Consider the following 15,819-nt stretch of genomic DNA (forward strand, 5'->3'; position numbering starts at 1 on the left):
GCGTGCCATTCGCCCACCACATCCGCGAGCCAAAGACGCGTGCGGCCCAATCCTCGCCGGTTCACGGCCCTTTGCCTGTATCTACGTCAGTGATATTAGGCTGCACTGTTTTTCCGGTTGTTGCTGTCGATGGCAATTCCGACTGCAATGAATGCCGGGATGAAAAATGCGCTAGCTCCCGCCAGCGTCATGATGATTGCTGTGGCAGTGGAAATGAGTGTAAATCGCAAGATGTTCCTTAACTCTTGGCCGAATTATGACTGTCTAGGCACTTGAGGATCAGCTCATGAAGAAGGTACCTCTTCTAAGATTATATCGAAGCTACGGATAGCAAACCCTCGGCTCACCCGACAGGAGAGCAAGTTCCTAGCAGCATAGCTCGGGATACGTCAGCGGAGGCAACGGTCCAGTAATAAATTTCTTGGGATCTTGAGCAAATTATTCTAAATGAGGAACTTTATGGGGCGTGGTGACGTTGATCTACATGAGAAAGCTGATTTGTACATCACTGAGAAAGGACAACCGTGCGTTCAAGCAATCCGGTTATGACCTCGCTAACTGAAAGTAGCCAGCAGCAGAACCCCGGCTACGCGGGCGAAGCCCCTCGCCCTATGACCGTGGATGACGTCGTCACCAAGACGGGAATTACCCTCGGCATTATTATCGTGGCCGCTGCCATCAACTTCTACCTGGGCACCATGAACCCAGGCACGGCCATGATGCTTATGCTCGTCGGTGGCATTGGCGGATTCATCACCGTACTCGTGGCCTCCTTTGGCCGTAAGTGGGGCTCGCCGGCCGCGACCCTCACCTACGCAGTATTCGAGGGCCTTTTCGTTGGTGGCTTCTCCTTCGTATTCGCGAACAGTACCATCGGTGGTTCTAATGGCATGGCGCTGATTGGCCAGGCAATCGTCGGTACCATCGGCGTGTTCATCGGCATGCTTATTGTCTACAAGACCGGTGCAGTAAAGGTCACCCCAAAGTTCACCAAGATTTTGGTCGGCCTCATCGCAGGTGTTGCGGTCATGGCTCTCGCTAACTTCTTGGGTGCCATCTTCTTCGACTTCAACCCACTGCGCGATGGTGGCCCCCTCGCCATCATCTTTTCCTTGGTCTGCATCGTCTTGGCTGCTCTGTCCTTCCTGACTGACTTTGACCAAGCAGACCGCCTTATCCGCGCCGGTGCTCCTGCTAAGCAGGCATGGGGCGTGGCTCTCGGCTTGGCCGTAACCTTGGTCTGGCTCTACACCGAAATTCTGCGCCTGTTGAGCTACGTTCAGCGCAACTAAGCCTTTTCGCGCTTTCGGCCCGCACTACGGTGCGGGCCATTTTTGTGTCCGCGTCTGGATTACGGGTGTGTAATTATTGGGGTAATTGAGGGGGTATTAAGTCGTTCTTTAGCCTTTAAGCGGGTAGGAGAGCGCATTCAGGTTTAAGACAGCTAATGAGCAGCAAATTTCACCATGTGGAAAGTTATAAATGTGGCGTATGGGATAACTGAAATAGTTAAATAGTGACTAATTTGCGGGCTCGACAAGAAATTTTTGCACGATTCATGCATGCTATGTGGCGGGAACGGGAAACCGGAAGGTAGAGAGTTCTCTCCTCTATTTTCTTCTCGTTCCAGCTCGTCTAAAAGGGGTAACCGAAGGATTGTTGTGAAACGTCAGGCAACCGTAGCAGCGCTGGTAGTCAGTTCGGTCGCGCTGAGTGGCTGCGCTGCGGAAGTCGGCTCGAGGAGCGTATCAAAGGATGCCGCGATGACGGCAGAAGCTGATGGCACTAGTTCGGCCGATGGCGCGAGTGATGCCAACGGGAACCAGGGGGATGACGTGGAAGATAATCTGGGGGATTCGGGACACTCCGAAGACGAGGATTCGGGGGCTGGCGCCGGTTTTCGGGGGGGAGACCGGCGCCAGGGAAGATGGGGATTCCGGAGTACTACCGCCACCGGGAGAATTTGATCCTGCAGATCCAGATTTCGAGCTATTCGATCCATGTACGGAGATTCCACCGGAAAAGCTGGAGCTCGCAGGTGTTAAAGCTGAGATGGAGTCTTCTTATCGGGAATCTGGATGGAGCTATTGCGCCTTCAATGGGGGAAAAGATTATCAAGATGCAGTTATAGCTCTGGAGAGCACGATTAGGACTATCGATCAAGTTGAGGAGGGGTATCCGGAAAATCCTGTGCGCAAAGGGGTGAACCTTCCTATTGCGTCTTACAAGGTAGAAGGGTTGATAGGGGACTATTGTTCATCGCATCTTCAAACTACTAGAGGAACAATAAAATTAAGCTTTATTCAAATGGGGAGTGACTCCGTTTTTGAAGATTGTCAGAATTCAGAAAACATCATTGAAAATCTATCAAGATAATTTGATACTCGGGGGATCAAATGCAAATTTCAATTCAGAATCTACTGCTCAATTCGGTATCTATCGATAAACTTAAGGAACGAATTCTCGAGCTTGGGTCTATGAATGACTCTCCAATTAGTGCATCATTTTCACCGGTGAAAGGAATTGATGATGTCGGAGAATTGCACAAGCGTGTGCTACTAAGCGATCCAGGCTCTGCGATATCTTCAATGGGAGCATTTTCAGAACAGATTACTTGGCTCTATGACAGCCTTGCCCGAGAAGCCAGAGGCTTTGAGGCCCAAGAATCTGCGAATAGCAGGGCGATGGATATCGCTGATGCGGGTGGTGAGATAGGCGTTGAATCGATGCCGATTATGGACCAGCCGGAGCCGGGGTATAGCCCGTTTATGTTTACTCCGCCCGTTGTTAACGTCGGCACGTCGATTACCAAGCTGGCTACGGACTTAATGTCTACACAGATTTGGAGTGTATCCGAGGCTAATGCGCGGTGGAGCTCTTTAGGTTCTGAAGTTCGGGAGATCGTGAGTGGACTTGAACAAGCCGCTGGGTCTTTGGAAAGTGAGAATGACAGCGAAACGACGTCGCGGGCGGCTGCGAAGATCCGGGAGGTAGCGGCCTCGGGGAAACACTTTGTGGCCAATACTGAAGTAATCGGAGATAAGCTCACTGGTTTCCACTCGCGGTTGATGATGATTCAGCCGTCGGCAATGGCAATGGCGATGGAGATTATGAAGATCCCTGACCCGGCGGAGCGAAAAGCCGCAGAGACTGCGGCGTTGGCAAAGCTCCAGCCGGATCTTCAAAGGTTGGCCATTGACGCAATGCCTAACCAACATTCACTGATGGAACAGTCGCCGGCCTCCGGCGGAGGCGGCTTTGATGCCGGTTTGTCTGGTGTGGACGGCGACGGCCAGAAATATAACACCGACAATGTCGTGTAGCCGCGCGCGATTCAAGAAGCTATTGCCCGCGGCGATGTGGGGCCGGGAAACTTTGACGTTGCAAATGGTACGGTTCACGATCTGGAGTCGGTGGGCATGACTCCAGAGGAAACCACCGCGTTCCAGGAACAATTGCATGCAGACGGCAGAAAGGCGCTTTCCCAACTAGGTGCGGGCGACGGAATAGATATCAGTGGTCGCGATGTCGCAACCAGTGGAGCCTCACTTCCTGGGACGACGGCGCCGCATAGTCAGCTAGGTTCTATGTCAATGTCTGGCGGTGGGCCCAGTGCTACGGGTATGGGCACTGGAGCCGGCGCAGGCACCGGAACTGGCATTGCAACTGCTACGGGGGCTCCTAACTTAGGCGGGCGAGCTGGAAGCGGAAATCCTGGCGCGCACCGCGGGGGCGGAATCAATCCACAGGTCGGGCTCGGCAGCAGGGCCTTGGGCACAGGCGGAAGGCTTGGTTCTGGAATAGGCGGAAATATGGGCGCACTCGTAAATTCCGTTCCTGGATTGGGCGCTGGCGGAACCGCTGCGCGCGGCGGAGCAGCTCTGCGTGGTGGTTCCGGTGAGAGCGTCGGCGCTCGCGGCGTGGGAGGTGCGTTTCCTCGCGCGGCAGGTGAAGGTGCTGGCAACAGCAGCGGTGGTTACGGTAGCCGGGGACACCTAGAAAAGGGCGCTGCGCGTGAAGCTGTGGTGCGCGGGGGAGGCGCCACCAATGGCGCCGGTGCCAAATCCGGTGCAGCCAGGCCGGCCGCAGGCATGCGGGCGTTTGCACCAATGATGGGAACCCGGGGTCAGGGAAATGACAGGAACCGGGTGAAGGCGGTAACGACTCAAGTCGAGCGTGATCCGAATAAGCGGGATCTGTTGGGTGAGCCACCGGCGGTCGTGCCTGGGGTCATCGGCAATTGGGCGCGAGAATCCTAGACAGCGAATTGGGGGAAAGAAAAAGGCTGAAGGAAATAATCCTTCAGCCTACTTCTTTTATTGCGGCAATTGTGTCGCGGTGGCGTTTGGCTGCTGCACAGGTTCCTCGATCCCGTTCTGCAGGTCCTCCGAATCCGCTCCGGGCTCGGTGGTGGCGGCGGACGAAGACGTATCGGCATCCTTCTGCGCCGGTGCCTCGCCGGTAAAGGTCGATGCGTTGTCGATCTTGCCGGATTCAGAATCCTGCTGGTTCGGCGGGTGGCAGGCGGCCAAGGAAAGGCCGGCGGAAAATACTAATCCAGCGGTGGCGAAGCGGGAGAATTTCTTCATGGGGATGTGCTCTTTCTCCAGAGTAGTGAAGGCGGTAGTGGGGTGGAAGGAGGAAATTAGGACTCGCGCGGGGTGGCGGCCTTGGCGGAATCGTACGGGGCAGCTGATTCGATGGTTACCGAAATGGTCTTACCGTTTGGTGCGGAGTACTCGCGGGTTTCACCCTCCTGCGCACCGATGATGGCTGCGCCTAGCGGAGACTGCTCCGAGTAGGTTTCTAGGTCCTTGTTATCGGTCGCAGCGGCGCGGGTACCGATGAGGAAGGTTTCCTTATCGTCCTTGTCGCCGTTGTAGTACACGTGAACAACGCTGCCGGTGTAGGCAACGCCTTCCTGCATGGTGCCACGCTCGGTGGTGGAGTTAGCCAGCAGCTCAGAAATCTGCTTGATGCGGGCCTCTTCCTGGTCCTGCATCTCGCGGGCGGCATCGTAGCCGGCGTTTTCTTTCAGGTCGCCCTCTTCGCGGCGCTCATTGATTTCCGCCGCAACCTCAGGGCGGTGATCGATGAGTTCCTGCAGCTCGGTCTCGAGCTTTGCCTTGGTTTCTGGGGTGATGTACTGCTTTTGCTGCTCAGCCATTCTAAAACCTTCCGTGCTGTGGAATAGTGGTCAAAGTCCCGCGCTGATGGAGGGACAGAAGTTAAGTATGCAACCAGGCAAATGCCCAGTTCTAGGCTGTACAAATCCTAGCACATGGACCTAGCGACTTTCCGCGTAGTCGGGATTGTCCATATCCAGGTAATCGGGGATATTGCCGGAGCAGCCGTAGGCACCACCGGCGACGGCACGGGCATTGGTGGGGACATCGACGGCAACGCGATGCGTCTCATTTCCGCCAGCGGGAACGGCAAATTCGCGACGGCCTACCTCGGATTTGGAGTAATCGTAAGCCTGCACGATGCAGTAAGCATCCTCATCGGTGTGATTTCGGGTCACATCGACCCACACGCGGGTGGTGTCATCGCTCAGAACCTCTTGGGTGACCATCGAAATCTGCGCATTGACGGATTCTTTTTCCCGAAAATACTGGAAGCCGTAGTAGAGAAGGGTGACGAGCATGGCGGCAAAAATCAACACCAGCGCCTTATTGGTCCAGCTACCAGAGTTCTTTTTTGATTTATCGCGCGAGCCGTAGCGCGCGGCGGAGCGAGAATTTCCGGCGGAAGTCATAGCCCTACTTTAACCGAGGAGTACCATTTTCCCATTATCTACTAAGATAGTGATCTGTTCTAAAAGCTAGTTTTAAAGGGGATGGATTTTCAGTGAGCGACTTTCGCCTCCTAGCAATCCACGCACACCCGGACGATGAATCCTCCAAGGGTGCCGCGACTACGGCCCGTTACGCTGCAGAAGGTGCGGACGTAATGGTGCTGACCTGCACCGGTGGTGAACGCGGTGACATTATTAACCCGGCTATGGACCGCCCTGGCGTTAAGGAAAACATGGCTGAGGTACGCCGCGAGGAAATGGCTAAGGCAGCCCGCGCGCTTGGGGTCCAACACCAGTGGTTAGGCCACGTAGATTCCGGCCTGCCAGATCCTGAGGAAGGCAAGAGCATGGAAGAGCTCTTGCCGGAAGGCTGTTTTGCCCTGATGGGCGATGATGCAGCGGCCCAGGAAATGGTGCGCGTTATCCGCTCATTCCGCCCGCAGGTCATCATTACCTATGACGAAAATGGCGGCTACCCGCACCCAGACCACCTCATGGTTCACCGAGCATCCATGATTGCGTGGGAAAGGGCTGGTGACCCTTCCTACCACCCAGAATTGGGCGAGCCGTGGGAACCGCTGAAGCTGTACTACTCGCATGGCTTTGTGTACCAACGCATGAAGATGTTCCACGATCTCCTCCTTGAGGAGGGCAAGCCCAGCCCTTATGGCCCTATGTTGGCGCGTTGGGATACGGCGTTTGGCGATATTATGGCTCGCGTTACCACGCAGGTGGAGTGCGCCGATTACTTCCAAAATCGCGATGATGCGCTGCGGGCGCACGCGACGCAGATCGATCCGGCCGGGGCCTTCTTGGCCACCTCCGTGGAGGTCCAACAGCGGCTGTGGCCAACGGAGGAGTTTGAGTTAGCCAAGACTCGGGTATCGACCTCTCTGCCGGAAAATGATTTATTTGCGGGCATTGAAAAGAACGAGGAGACTTAAGATATGAGCGTCTATGACTCCCTTTTCTTGGCTGCGCACGATGTCACTTACCTTGCGCAAGGCACAGAAGGTGCAGAAGGCGGACCGATGGGGCCAGAGTTTGGTAAGGCCTCGCCCATCGGGCTGCTTATCTTAGCCATCTTGGGTGTTGCCGTGCTGGTAGCGGGGTGGAATTTTCACCGCCGCTATTCGCGTTTCCGTCGGCGCACCATGTTCGCTGAAGACCACGGGATCGATCCATTCGACGAAGAAGCAGTGGATGCGGCGCTCAAGGAAGCTGGCCTTTACGATAACCGCAAGAAGTCGATTTTCTAGCCGGCTGGAGTAATCAACGTGACATTCCTCAAGCGGCTGATGTACCCCTTGTATGAAGCACGACTTGTGCGGCTTATCAAGGGCAGACCGCAGCCGAAGCACGTGGCGATCATGGCTGACGGCAACCGCCGCTGGGCACGGGAAGCCGGGTTTACGGATATTAGCCACGGCCACCGCCAGGGTGCGAAGAAAATTGGAGAGATGATCGCGTGGTGCCGTGATACCGATATTGAAGTAGTCACCATCTACCTCTTATCCACGGAGAACTTGAAGCGCAGTCAGCAGGAAGTGCAGCTGCTTTTTGACATCATCTCTGATGTGGTCACGCATCTGTCCCAGGGGGATCTGGATTGCCAGGTGCGCCTTGTGGGTAACTTAGATTTATTGCCCGCGCCGGTAACCCAGCGCATGGTTGACGCCGCCGAGGAAACCAAGGATAACCAGGGCGTCATCGTCAATGTGGCCGTGGGCTACGGTGGGCGCCAAGAAATCGTCGATGCCGTACAGAAGCTGGTGCGCAGCGAAGCCGAAAAGGGCACTAGCGCAGCCGAGATGGCGGACCGAGTCACCGCGGATTCGATTACGGAACACCTCTATACCAAGGGCCTGCCGGACCCGGACTTGGTGATTCGCACCTCCGGTGAGCAGCGCCTTTCCGGATTCCTCCTGTGGCAAGCAGCCTATTCAGAAATCTGGTTCACCGATACCTATTGGCCGGCATTCCGGAAGGTAGATTTCCTGCGCGCGCTGCGTGATTATTCGCAGCGTTCGCGCCGCTTTGGCAAGTAGCAGCTAGATTTTTCGCATGCGGACCTGTTCCACCAGGTGATGCGACCCCTTCTTCAACACCAGCGATGCGCGCACGCGGGTGGGCAAGATATTTTCCACCAGGTTCGGCAGGTTAATGGATTGCCAAATCTCGCGGGCTTGGGCGCGCGCCTGCTCGTCGTCCATATCTGCGTAGGCAGCGAAGTGGGCATTGGGCCGGCGGAATTCGGTGTGGCGCAGCGTGAGGAAGCGATCGATATACCACTGTTCGATATCGTCCGTTCGGGCATCGACGTAGACGGAGAAGTCAAATAGATCCGCGATGGTTAAGGTGGGGCTGGTCTGGAGGACGTTGAGGCCTTCCAGAATCAAGATATCCGGCTGGTTGACCTCTTGATAGCGATCTTTGACGATGTCATAGGTGATGTGCGAGTACAGCGGCGCTTTGACTAGGGGTTTTCCTGATTTGACGTCGGTAACAAAGCGCATAAGTGCGCGGCGGTCGTAGGATTCGGGGAAACCCTTGCGCTTCATCAAACCGCGGTCTTTAAGCGTCTGGGTGGGAAAGAGGAATCCATCCGTAGTCACCAGATCCACCTTCGGGTGGGAGTCCCAGCGCTGAAGAAGCACTTGGAGGAGGCGAGCGGTGGTGGATTTACCCACGGCCACGGAACCGCCGACGCCGATGACGAAGGGTACGTGCGTGGGTGGGTTGCCCAAGAAGGCCTCGGTGGCGGCGGTGAGTTGTTGCCGGGCGGTGACCTGCATGTGGATAAGGCGGGAGAGGGGGAGGTAGACATCTGCGACCTCGTCCAAATCAATGCGGTCGCCGATGCCCCGTAGTTCTTCTAGCTCGTTTTCTGTCAGCACCTGTGGCATGGATTTGCGGAGTTCACGCCAGGTTTCACGGTCAAAGTCGAGGTAGGGGCTTGAATCCAAGTTGCGCGCCATAGCCTAATTGTCGCACGCGGTGATAAGGGGATGAAAAATTTGCCCCCTGTAAGGTAGCCGAAAGGTTATGATATGTAATGGCTCATACTGCTTCCTACCGAGAAGAGGACTAGTCTTATATGGCTTCTTTTAATACTGACCTGCGCGACCTTGACCCGGATGTTTTCGGCGCTATCCAGGGAGAAATTTCCCGCCAGCGCGAGACTCTGGAAATGATCGCTTCTGAGAACTTCGTGCCGCGCGCCGTCCTGCAGGCACAGGGTTCTGTCCTGACCAATAAGTACGCCGAGGGCTACCCGGGGCGTCGTTACTACGGCGGCTGTGAGCACGTCGATGTCGTTGAGGATCTGGCCCGCGACCGTGCGAAGGCGCTCTTCAATGCGGAATTTGCTAACGTGCAGCCGCACTCTGGCGCGCAGGCCAATGCCGCAGTCCTGTCCAGCATCGCGGAGCCGGGCGATAAGATCCTCGGCTTGTCCTTGGCCCACGGTGGGCACTTGACCCACGGTATGAAGTTGAACTTCTCCGGTAAGCTTTACGATGTCGCAGCTTATGGCGTAGACCCAGAGACCATGCGCGTGGATATGGATAAGCTGCGTGAGCAGGCGCTGAAGGAGAAGCCAAAGGTTATTATCGGCGGTTGGTCCGCCTACCCGCGCACCCTGGATTTCGCGGCATTCCGCGAGATAGCCGATGAGGTGGGCGCTTACCTGTGGGTAGATATGGCCCACTTCGCGGGTCTGGTTGCCGCAGGCCTGCACCCGAACCCAGTCGAGCACGCCGATATCGTCTCCACCACCGTGCACAAGACCTTGGGTGGTCCACGCTCCGGCATGATCTTGGCCAAGCAGGAGTACGCAAAGAAGCTGAACTCCAATGTCTTCCCCGGCCAGCAGGGTGGACCGCTGATGCACGCGGTGGCGGCAAAGGCCATTTCCATGAAGATTGCGGCCAGCGAGGAATTCAAGGAGCGCCAGGAGCGCACCCTCGAGGGTGCCCGCATTCTGGCCGATCGCCTTTTGGCGGAAGATACGCGGGCAGCTGGCGTCGACGTCGTCTCCGGCGGCACCGATGTCCACCTCGTCCTGGCGGATCTGCGCAATTCGCAGCTCGATGGTCAGCAGGCAGAAGACCTCTTGCACCAGGTAGGAATCACGGTCAACCGCAATGCGGTCCCGAACGATCCTCGTCCGCCGATGGTCACCTCGGGCCTGCGCATCGGCACCTCCGCCCTGGCCACCCGTGGCCTTGATGCGGAAGCCTTCACCGAGGTTGCCGATGTCATCGGTACCGCTTTGGCACAGGGTAATAACGCCGATGTCGAGGCCCTTCGCCGGCGCGTCGATAAGATTGCCGAGCACTACCCGCTGTATGAAGGCCTCGAGGACTGGAAGCTAGTTTAGTCCTTATCCTCTGCGGCGTCCTCGTGGACGTCGTGGCCGCGAGCCTGCGCCAGCGTGGCGCGGGCTTGCTGCAGCCACTCAGGCTGCTTTTCTAAAAGCTCGCTGATCTCAGAGGTGGTCAGCGGCTTATCCATATCATTTTTCTTTAATGCGGTGACAGAAATACCCAGCTTGTGGGCAACTTCCTGCCGGGGGTGGGGGCCTTCGCGGCGCAGCGTTTGCAGCCACTGCGGGGGATTGTGCTGCAATTCGCGCAGTTCTTCGTGGCTTACTGCGCTATTTTGAAATTCCTCGGGCGCGGCGGGCAGGTAGATATTCAGCTTCTTAGCGGCGGTCTGCGCGCGCATCGCGGTACCGGACGGTTGCTGTTGGTTATGTTGTTCACTCACGGTTTAACCGTAGCACTTTCAGTAGACTGTGCTCCATGCTGCGCTTAGCCTTTGTCACCGGTACACAACCTGGAAAATGGTTTCAGAGATTTCAGGACAATACCGCGCACGGCGGTTTATCTACCGTCGATGCGGATGACAGCATGGCGCAATTGCTCGCCGGCCACGCGGATCTGGCGCTGACCCGCCTGCCGGATGCGCGCGTGGATGACTCCTTCCACGTGGTCCGCCTTTATGAGGAGGCCCCCGGCATCGCGGTTCCAAAAGACTCCGTCTATGCGGAGGTGGGTGAGGAGCTGGCGCTTGCCGATGTCTCCGATGAACACCTCAACTACCGCCTCACCGATGCCGGTGAGGTCGATATCGCCGCCGTACGCGAAGCCCTGCAGGTGGTCGCAGCCAATGTGGGAATCGCTATTGCACCGCTGCCGCTGCTAAAAATCCTCAGCAAGAAACAGGTAGTCCCGCTCGCTCTGAAGGGCAGCGACGTGCCGATTACCGAAATCGCGTTGGTCTGGAGAAAGGCAGAGGATAGTGAGGCCATTCAGGATTTTGTGGGCATCGCTAAGGGCCGCACTGCCCGTTCCTCTAGGCAGGAAAAGCCGAAACGAACGGCTCGCGAAAAGGCTAAAGCTAAACAGTCTCGGAAGATTGTTAACAATCCGTTACAGAAACAAAAGAAGCGCCCTAAGCAGCGCAAACGGCGGTGAACTGAAAGCTGATCTGCGCTATTCTCGGTGCACACAGTGGCACGATAGTGCAGTTCGCGTATACGGTTGGCTGCGCTCGCCACAATGGCGGCTGAAAACTACAGTGAACTAATTTTTCGGCTGAAAAATCGAAAGGTAGATCTAGAAATGCGCAAGATGACTCGTCGTATTGCAGGTGGCTTCGCGGCCGCAACCCTTTCCGTTGCACTCGTTGCATGCTCGGACGCAGAGGATGCCGCCGATGACGCCAAGGATACCGCTGGCTCTGTAGCCGCAGACGCCTCGGATTCTGCCGGCTCTGCCGCATCCGATGCCACCGACGCCGCAGGTTCCGCCGCTGCAGAGGCAACCGGCTCCAAGGACGAAAATGGAGAGGGCGGTACCCAGACCATCACCACCGCTGGCGGCGAGGAAGAAGTTCCCGCTGACCTTGCAACCGCCATCGAGGAAAAGCGGGCAGAGTGGGGCGACGTGCAGAACGTAGAGTCCTCTGATAAGGGCACCCTGGCTACCTTCGAGGGCGGCAAGTACTTGGCCTACTCTGAGGAGACTGGTGCACAGCCGGTCATCGGCAAGATTGCTGAAACCTGGGTAAACGAGGGCGGCCTCGACTCCTCCGTTGGCCTGCCTACCAACCCTGAGGCTGACGCAACCGACGCAAAAGGCTGGACCCAGGAGTTTAGCAACGGCAGCATCTCCTGGACGCAGGGTGAAGACGGCCAATTCAAGGCTGATGTCGAGGCCTAAAGGCTGAACTCGGCGCTTGCCCACGCGGTACGCCGATCACCTCTCATCACTTTCCCTGCGGGTTTTCCCGCAGGGATTTGTCGTTTTCTTAAAGTTCATCTTCCACCCATGTGATTTCAACCTTGGGTGCTTAGGTTGGGTGGCAGCCCCCAAGAGATCGCAGCATCAGCGGTCCGGGGGATAGACAAGGAAGAACAGCTTTCTACCGTTTCACAAAGGAAGATTCCTGCCACCATGACTCGCCCCTCTGTACTTTCTACTCCACTAGGCACCACCGATAATGACGTCGCCACCAAGACCTATGTTCTCGATACTTCGGTCTTATTATCTGACCCGTGGGCATTGCGAAAATTCGCTGAACACGAGGTCGTCCTTCCCGTCGTGGTTATCTCTGAATTAGAAGGAAAACGTCATCACCCGGAGCTTGGCTGGTTCGCCCGCCAAGCTCTTCGCTTTTTGGAAGAGCTGCGCGCTACCTATGAGGCGCTCGACCAACCCGTTCCGGTCAACGTGGCTGGCGGTACCTTGCGGGTAGAACTCAACCACCAAGACCAGTCGCTCTTGCCGGCCGCATTCCGCGGGCCGGAAGGGGATCATCGCATCTTGGCCTGCGCCTTGAACCTGGCGCACGAAGGCAAGGACACGGTCCTAGTTACCAAGGATGTGCCGCTGCGCGTCAAGGCCGGCGCCGTGGGCGTGCAGGCCGATGAATATCACGCCCAGGACGTCATTTTGACCGGGTATTCCGGAATGGCTACCGCTTATACCACCGCAGATGTCATCGACGCGCTCTACAGCGATGGGGAAGTGCTGCTAGACGGGGCTGTGACGGACGATGACACCCCAGTGGAAGACTTGCCGGTGCACTGCGGCATCACCTTGGTTGCCGGCGCGCAATCTGCCCTGGGCCGCATTATGCCGGACGGGGCGGTGCGTTTGGTGCGCGGTGATCGCAATGCCTTTGGCGTGCAGGGGCGTTCGGCGGAACAGCGCATCGCCCTTGATCTCCTGTTGGACCCAGAGGTTGGCATCATGTCCATCGGCGGTAGGGCAGGCACCGGCAAATCCGCGCTGGCCTTATGCGCCGGCTTGGAGGCGGTCTTAGAGCGCGGTGAGCACCGCCGCATTGTGGTCTTCCGGCCCATGTATGCCGTCGGCGGTCAGTCGCTGGGGTACCTGCCGGGCTCTGAGTCAGAGAAGATGAACCCATGGGCCCAAGCGGTCTATGACACCTTGGAAGGCCTAGTTTCTGACAACGTCCTGGAAGAGATTCACGAGCGTGGACTCATCGAGGTCCTGCCGCTGACCCATATCCGTGGCCGGTCCTTGCACGATGCCTTCGTCATCGTGGACGAGGCGCAGTCATTGGAGCGCAACGTCTTGCTCACCGTGCTCTCGCGCTTGGGCGAAGGCTCGCGAGTAGTGCTCACTCACGACGTTGCCCAGCGCGATAACCTGCGGGTGGGCCGCCACGATGGGGTACAGGCGGTCATCGAAAAGCTTAAGGGTCACGAGCTCTTCTCGCACATTACCCTTAAGCGATCGGAGCGCTCCGCCATTGCGGAACTCGTAACCGATCTATTAGAAGGCAACGACTAAGCGAAGGGCTGGATGAATGCTATTCGCAGACAGCGAATTTAATGAAATCTATATGGCAAAAATTATCCAAGACCAGTAATAATGGTGCCTATGAGCGAGAACGCCAAGCAGACTTCTGCGGACGATAAGAAAAAGGATTTCCGTATTCGGCCCTTCACTTCGGCCGATTACCCGCAGATGCGGGACATCTACGAGCAGGGCCTACAAACCGGCCATGCTACCTATGAAACCCGATCCTTGACCTACGAAGAATTTACGAGCTCCAAGATCATGGCCTCGGTGCACGTAGCCGTTGAGGCAGACGACGATTCTAAGGTATTGGGGTGGGTTTCGGCCGCCCCGATTTCCTCGCGTACCGTCTTCCACGGGGTGGTAGAGGATTCCATTTACTTGGGATCTGATGCCCAAGGCCGTGGCATTGCAGGGGCCTTGCTCGATTGCCTCATTGAAGTGTGCAAGGACCTGCACAAGTGGGCCATCCACTCCTGGATCTTCCCAGAAAATGAAGGTTCTGCGGGCCTGCACAAGTCTCGCGGGTTTGAAAAGGTCGGCACCTACTCACACATGGCCAAGATGACCTATGGCGAGTTGGCCGGTCAGTGGCGCGATACCGATGTCTACGAGCTCCTGCTTCCCAAGCCGGAGGAAAAGCACCTCTAAAGGCGCTGTGCCATTTAACCACGAAGGCCGTAGCGATGCCGGGGAGAATTAATCATTCCGGTCGCTACGGCCTTTCGTTGTTTTCTACCACGCAGTGTGCGTAGGTAAAGCTTGGTGAGATACGCGGCCTTAGACTGCGGGTTAAGTAGCAAAATGTGTGTCTGGTGGGCGTGTCGTCGGTTGGGCGCCTTTTGTCATTTCATGGGTCCTTTTCTGATTCCTATGGAGTGTGAGTATTCGGTTGGGATAGCGTTGTCGTAGAAGGCTGGTCGGCCTGTTTCCGGGTCGGCTGTGTTGTGGTCTTCTGGGGTAAGGCCTTGGACTTTGGCGAGTTGGTCTTGCCCGAAATTGCACTGCCTGGCGATCTCTAATGGGTCGTCAGGCAGTTGTGTTTGTGAATACAGGTACCATTCCAGCATTTTGCGTTGTCGTTCTCCTGTTCTTCCACGGTGAGCATCAGCGATGCGTTTGAGCGGGGCGTTAACTCCGCCTTCGAGGCTGTTTGTCGTTGCTACCCAACGCTGTGGCATAAGAGCATGTGGTGGTGGCTTAAGGTAGGTAAATAGATGTTGTTTCTGCGAAAGGTTTCGCAGTGATTTATAGGCTTGGCGAACGCGTAAATGGGTCCATTCCCACTTACGGTTGGACCTGCGGCGGTGTGTAGGGGTCAGGGTTTTCTCGGAAAGGAAGTGTTTATAGACCTGGCCGAAGTCATGCAGGTTCTTCGTCCATTCCCGTGCTTGGTCTAGGGTGCTGATTTTGGTTAATTGCAGTGCTAGGCCATAGATGGCTTTGCCGGCATCGGTGCGTGGCCGGCTGGTGGTGTATCGGCGGATTACGCGTTGGGCATGGACTAGGCAGCGCTGGATTGGTGTGTGTGGCCAGCATGTTGCGATGGCTGATTGGGCGCCGAGTCCGCCATCAAGTACGACGCATAACGGTGGCGCTATGTTTTTAAGTAATTGAATATAGGCGTCGGTGGATTCCTTTTTAGCCCAGTGCCAGGCAATGACGTGGTCATGGCTTGCTGCGACAAGCAGGCAGCCTGCCGCGGTGTAGGTGCCGTCGATGAAGATTTGGTCGTAGATTCGGTGAGGGTCCGGGGTATTAGGGATATCGATAAGCCAAAAGGGTTCAAACCGGCGGTTGAGAGTCCACCGGCTTATTCCTTGTTGCTGAGCGAGCTGGTTCAATGACGTTGTAGATACCGCGTAGCGGTAGAAGGCGCGGAAGTCCCGGGACTGGGTATGGTCAGTTCGTTGGCGCGTTAGGGAGCTTCCGCAGTTGGGGTCTTTGCATCGCCATCTGGTTTTCCCTTTGGATGTTGTGCCATTTTTCTTCATCTGCCCTGCACAAATAGGGCATCGTGGTCGGTTAGTAGTCACCGGAAAATTCAACCAGCTCACCACATACCACATGCAGGTGCCATTCCGGTGGATTGAACAAAAAGCAGGGCCGAATAAGCCCCAGAAGCTTATTCAGCTCCTATTTAAACAAGCTAACCAGCGCTTACGCTGAAACCGAGACACACTTCCT

At 56.4% G+C, this 15,819-nt stretch carries 18 protein-coding genes; 12 read left to right on the top strand and 6 right to left on the bottom strand.

The window, feature by feature from the left end; translation table 11 throughout:
• Window positions 1-524: 524 nt before the first annotated feature.
• The 4 genes from HMPREF1257_RS04695 to HMPREF1257_RS12475 all read left to right on the top strand — a co-directional run bounded on the left by HMPREF1257_RS04695 (window position 525) and on the right by HMPREF1257_RS12475 (window position 4,259).
• The gene (locus tag HMPREF1257_RS04695; RefSeq protein ID WP_023026140.1) at window positions 525-1,292 is read left to right on the top strand and encodes a Bax inhibitor-1/YccA family protein; all 768 of its coding nucleotides are present in this window, start codon (window positions 525-527) and stop codon (window positions 1,290-1,292) included.
• A gap of 517 nt (window positions 1,293-1,809) precedes the next feature.
• On the top strand, window positions 1,810-2,376 hold the full coding sequence (locus HMPREF1257_RS11610; protein ID WP_156904669.1) for a DUF3558 domain-containing protein: 567 nt from the start codon (window positions 1,810-1,812) through the stop codon (window positions 2,374-2,376).
• A 20-nt stretch (window positions 2,377-2,396) separates the two neighbouring features.
• A complete protein-coding gene (locus HMPREF1257_RS12470) occupies window positions 2,397-3,323 on the top strand; it encodes a hypothetical protein (RefSeq protein ID WP_023026144.1) in 927 nt (308 codons plus the stop codon).
• A 489-nt stretch (window positions 3,324-3,812) separates the two neighbouring features.
• On the top strand, window positions 3,813-4,259 hold the full coding sequence (locus HMPREF1257_RS12475; RefSeq protein ID WP_232208521.1) for a hypothetical protein: 447 nt from the start codon (window positions 3,813-3,815) through the stop codon (window positions 4,257-4,259).
• 57 nt (window positions 4,260-4,316) lie between these two features.
• Here the strand turns inward: HMPREF1257_RS12475 and HMPREF1257_RS04710 are convergent, their stop codons facing one another.
• From HMPREF1257_RS04710 to HMPREF1257_RS04720, 3 genes are all read right to left on the bottom strand, one after another.
• Complete coding sequence (locus HMPREF1257_RS04710; RefSeq protein WP_023026149.1) at window positions 4,317-4,589, bottom strand: hypothetical protein; 273 nt, start codon at window positions 4,587-4,589, stop codon at window positions 4,317-4,319.
• A gap of 56 nt (window positions 4,590-4,645) precedes the next feature.
• On the bottom strand, window positions 4,646-5,167 hold the full coding sequence (gene greA, locus HMPREF1257_RS04715; RefSeq protein ID WP_023026151.1) for a transcription elongation factor GreA: 522 nt from the start codon (window positions 5,165-5,167) through the stop codon (window positions 4,646-4,648).
• Window positions 5,168-5,287: 120 nt separating this feature from the next.
• The gene (locus tag HMPREF1257_RS04720; protein ID WP_023026153.1) at window positions 5,288-5,758 is read right to left on the bottom strand and encodes a DUF4307 domain-containing protein; all 471 of its coding nucleotides are present in this window, start codon (window positions 5,756-5,758) and stop codon (window positions 5,288-5,290) included.
• Window positions 5,759-5,850: 92 nt separating this feature from the next.
• On the opposite strand from HMPREF1257_RS04720, the gene mca reads away from it, so the two are divergent.
• Genes mca through HMPREF1257_RS04735 form a run of 3 tightly spaced genes read left to right on the top strand, consistent with a single transcriptional unit; the run spans window position 5,851 to window position 7,845 of the window.
• Entirely contained in the window at window positions 5,851-6,741 is an 891-nt protein-coding gene (gene mca / locus HMPREF1257_RS04725) for a mycothiol conjugate amidase Mca (RefSeq protein ID WP_023026155.1), read from the top strand.
• A 3-nt stretch (window positions 6,742-6,744) separates the two neighbouring features.
• The gene (locus tag HMPREF1257_RS04730; RefSeq protein WP_023026157.1) at window positions 6,745-7,056 is read left to right on the top strand and encodes a hypothetical protein; all 312 of its coding nucleotides are present in this window, start codon (window positions 6,745-6,747) and stop codon (window positions 7,054-7,056) included.
• An 18-nt stretch (window positions 7,057-7,074) separates the two neighbouring features.
• Window positions 7,075-7,845: an isoprenyl transferase gene (locus HMPREF1257_RS04735; RefSeq protein ID WP_023026159.1), complete on the top strand. Its 771-nt coding sequence runs from the start codon at window positions 7,075-7,077 to the stop codon at window positions 7,843-7,845.
• A gap of 3 nt (window positions 7,846-7,848) precedes the next feature.
• Here the strand turns inward: HMPREF1257_RS04735 and coaA are convergent, their stop codons facing one another.
• Window positions 7,849-8,775 carry a type I pantothenate kinase gene (gene coaA, locus HMPREF1257_RS04740; RefSeq protein WP_023026161.1) on the bottom strand — a complete coding sequence of 309 codons (927 nt, stop codon included), beginning with the start codon at window positions 8,773-8,775 and terminating at the stop codon, window positions 7,849-7,851.
• A 119-nt stretch (window positions 8,776-8,894) separates the two neighbouring features.
• Here coaA and glyA point away from each other — a divergent pair, with 119 nt between their 5' ends.
• Window positions 8,895-10,178 carry a serine hydroxymethyltransferase gene (glyA, locus tag HMPREF1257_RS04745; RefSeq protein ID WP_023026163.1) on the top strand — a complete coding sequence of 428 codons (1,284 nt, stop codon included), beginning with the start codon at window positions 8,895-8,897 and terminating at the stop codon, window positions 10,176-10,178.
• Here the strand turns inward: glyA and HMPREF1257_RS04750 are convergent.
• Window positions 10,175-10,525, bottom strand: coding sequence for a DUF5997 family protein (locus HMPREF1257_RS04750; protein ID WP_023026165.1), 351 nt, complete (start codon window positions 10,523-10,525; stop codon window positions 10,175-10,177). The two genes, glyA and HMPREF1257_RS04750, sit on opposite strands and share 4 nt — an antisense overlap.
• A gap of 77 nt (window positions 10,526-10,602) precedes the next feature.
• Here HMPREF1257_RS04750 and HMPREF1257_RS04755 point away from each other — a divergent pair, with 77 nt between their 5' ends.
• The 4 genes from HMPREF1257_RS04755 to HMPREF1257_RS04770 all read left to right on the top strand — a co-directional run bounded on the left by HMPREF1257_RS04755 (window position 10,603) and on the right by HMPREF1257_RS04770 (window position 14,283).
• Complete coding sequence (locus tag HMPREF1257_RS04755; RefSeq protein ID WP_023026167.1) at window positions 10,603-11,277, top strand: LysR family transcriptional regulator substrate-binding protein; 675 nt, start codon at window positions 10,603-10,605, stop codon at window positions 11,275-11,277.
• A gap of 156 nt (window positions 11,278-11,433) precedes the next feature.
• Window positions 11,434-12,024 (top strand): hypothetical protein, encoded by a 591-nt coding sequence (locus HMPREF1257_RS04760; protein WP_349862593.1) that lies wholly within the window; start codon window positions 11,434-11,436, stop codon window positions 12,022-12,024.
• Window positions 12,025-12,258: 234 nt separating this feature from the next.
• A complete protein-coding gene (locus HMPREF1257_RS04765) occupies window positions 12,259-13,623 on the top strand; it encodes a PhoH family protein (RefSeq protein ID WP_023026171.1) in 1,365 nt (454 codons plus the stop codon).
• Window positions 13,624-13,704: 81 nt separating this feature from the next.
• Window positions 13,705-14,283 carry a GNAT family N-acetyltransferase gene (locus HMPREF1257_RS04770; RefSeq protein WP_023026173.1) on the top strand — a complete coding sequence of 193 codons (579 nt, stop codon included), beginning with the start codon at window positions 13,705-13,707 and terminating at the stop codon, window positions 14,281-14,283.
• 194 nt (window positions 14,284-14,477) lie between these two features.
• On the opposite strand, the gene HMPREF1257_RS04775 is transcribed toward HMPREF1257_RS04770, so the two are convergent.
• Complete coding sequence (locus tag HMPREF1257_RS04775; RefSeq protein WP_034659221.1) at window positions 14,478-15,668, bottom strand: IS1249 family transposase; 1,191 nt, start codon at window positions 15,666-15,668, stop codon at window positions 14,478-14,480.
• Window positions 15,669-15,819 lie beyond the last annotated feature (151 nt).

Source organism: Corynebacterium sp. KPL1814 (assembly GCF_000478175.1).
Classification (GTDB): domain Bacteria; phylum Actinomycetota; class Actinomycetes; order Mycobacteriales; family Mycobacteriaceae; genus Corynebacterium.

Coding starts and splice junctions, on each gene's coding strand:
- coaA (WP_023026161.1), bottom strand. CDS start 8,775: ATGGCGCGCAACTTGGATTCAAGCCCCTACCTCGACTTTGACCGTGAA.
- HMPREF1257_RS04730 (WP_023026157.1), top strand. CDS start 6,745: ATGAGCGTCTATGACTCCCTTTTCTTGGCTGCGCACGATGTCACTTAC.
- glyA (WP_023026163.1), top strand. CDS start 8,895: ATGGCTTCTTTTAATACTGACCTGCGCGACCTTGACCCGGATGTTTTC.
- HMPREF1257_RS12470 (WP_023026144.1), top strand. CDS start 2,397: ATGCAAATTTCAATTCAGAATCTACTGCTCAATTCGGTATCTATCGAT.
- HMPREF1257_RS04720 (WP_023026153.1), bottom strand. CDS start 5,758: ATGACTTCCGCCGGAAATTCTCGCTCCGCCGCGCGCTACGGCTCGCGC.
- HMPREF1257_RS04770 (WP_023026173.1), top strand. CDS start 13,705: ATGGTGCCTATGAGCGAGAACGCCAAGCAGACTTCTGCGGACGATAAG.
- HMPREF1257_RS11610 (WP_156904669.1), top strand. CDS start 1,810: ATGCCAACGGGAACCAGGGGGATGACGTGGAAGATAATCTGGGGGATT.
- greA (WP_023026151.1), bottom strand. CDS start 5,167: ATGGCTGAGCAGCAAAAGCAGTACATCACCCCAGAAACCAAGGCAAAG.
- HMPREF1257_RS12475 (WP_232208521.1), top strand. CDS start 3,813: ATGGGCGCACTCGTAAATTCCGTTCCTGGATTGGGCGCTGGCGGAACC.
- HMPREF1257_RS04760 (WP_349862593.1), top strand. CDS start 11,434: ATGACTCGTCGTATTGCAGGTGGCTTCGCGGCCGCAACCCTTTCCGTT.
- HMPREF1257_RS04750 (WP_023026165.1), bottom strand. CDS start 10,525: ATGCGCGCGCAGACCGCCGCTAAGAAGCTGAATATCTACCTGCCCGCC.
- HMPREF1257_RS04710 (WP_023026149.1), bottom strand. CDS start 4,589: ATGAAGAAATTCTCCCGCTTCGCCACCGCTGGATTAGTATTTTCCGCC.
- HMPREF1257_RS04755 (WP_023026167.1), top strand. CDS start 10,603: ATGCTGCGCTTAGCCTTTGTCACCGGTACACAACCTGGAAAATGGTTT.
- HMPREF1257_RS04765 (WP_023026171.1), top strand. CDS start 12,259: ATGACTCGCCCCTCTGTACTTTCTACTCCACTAGGCACCACCGATAAT.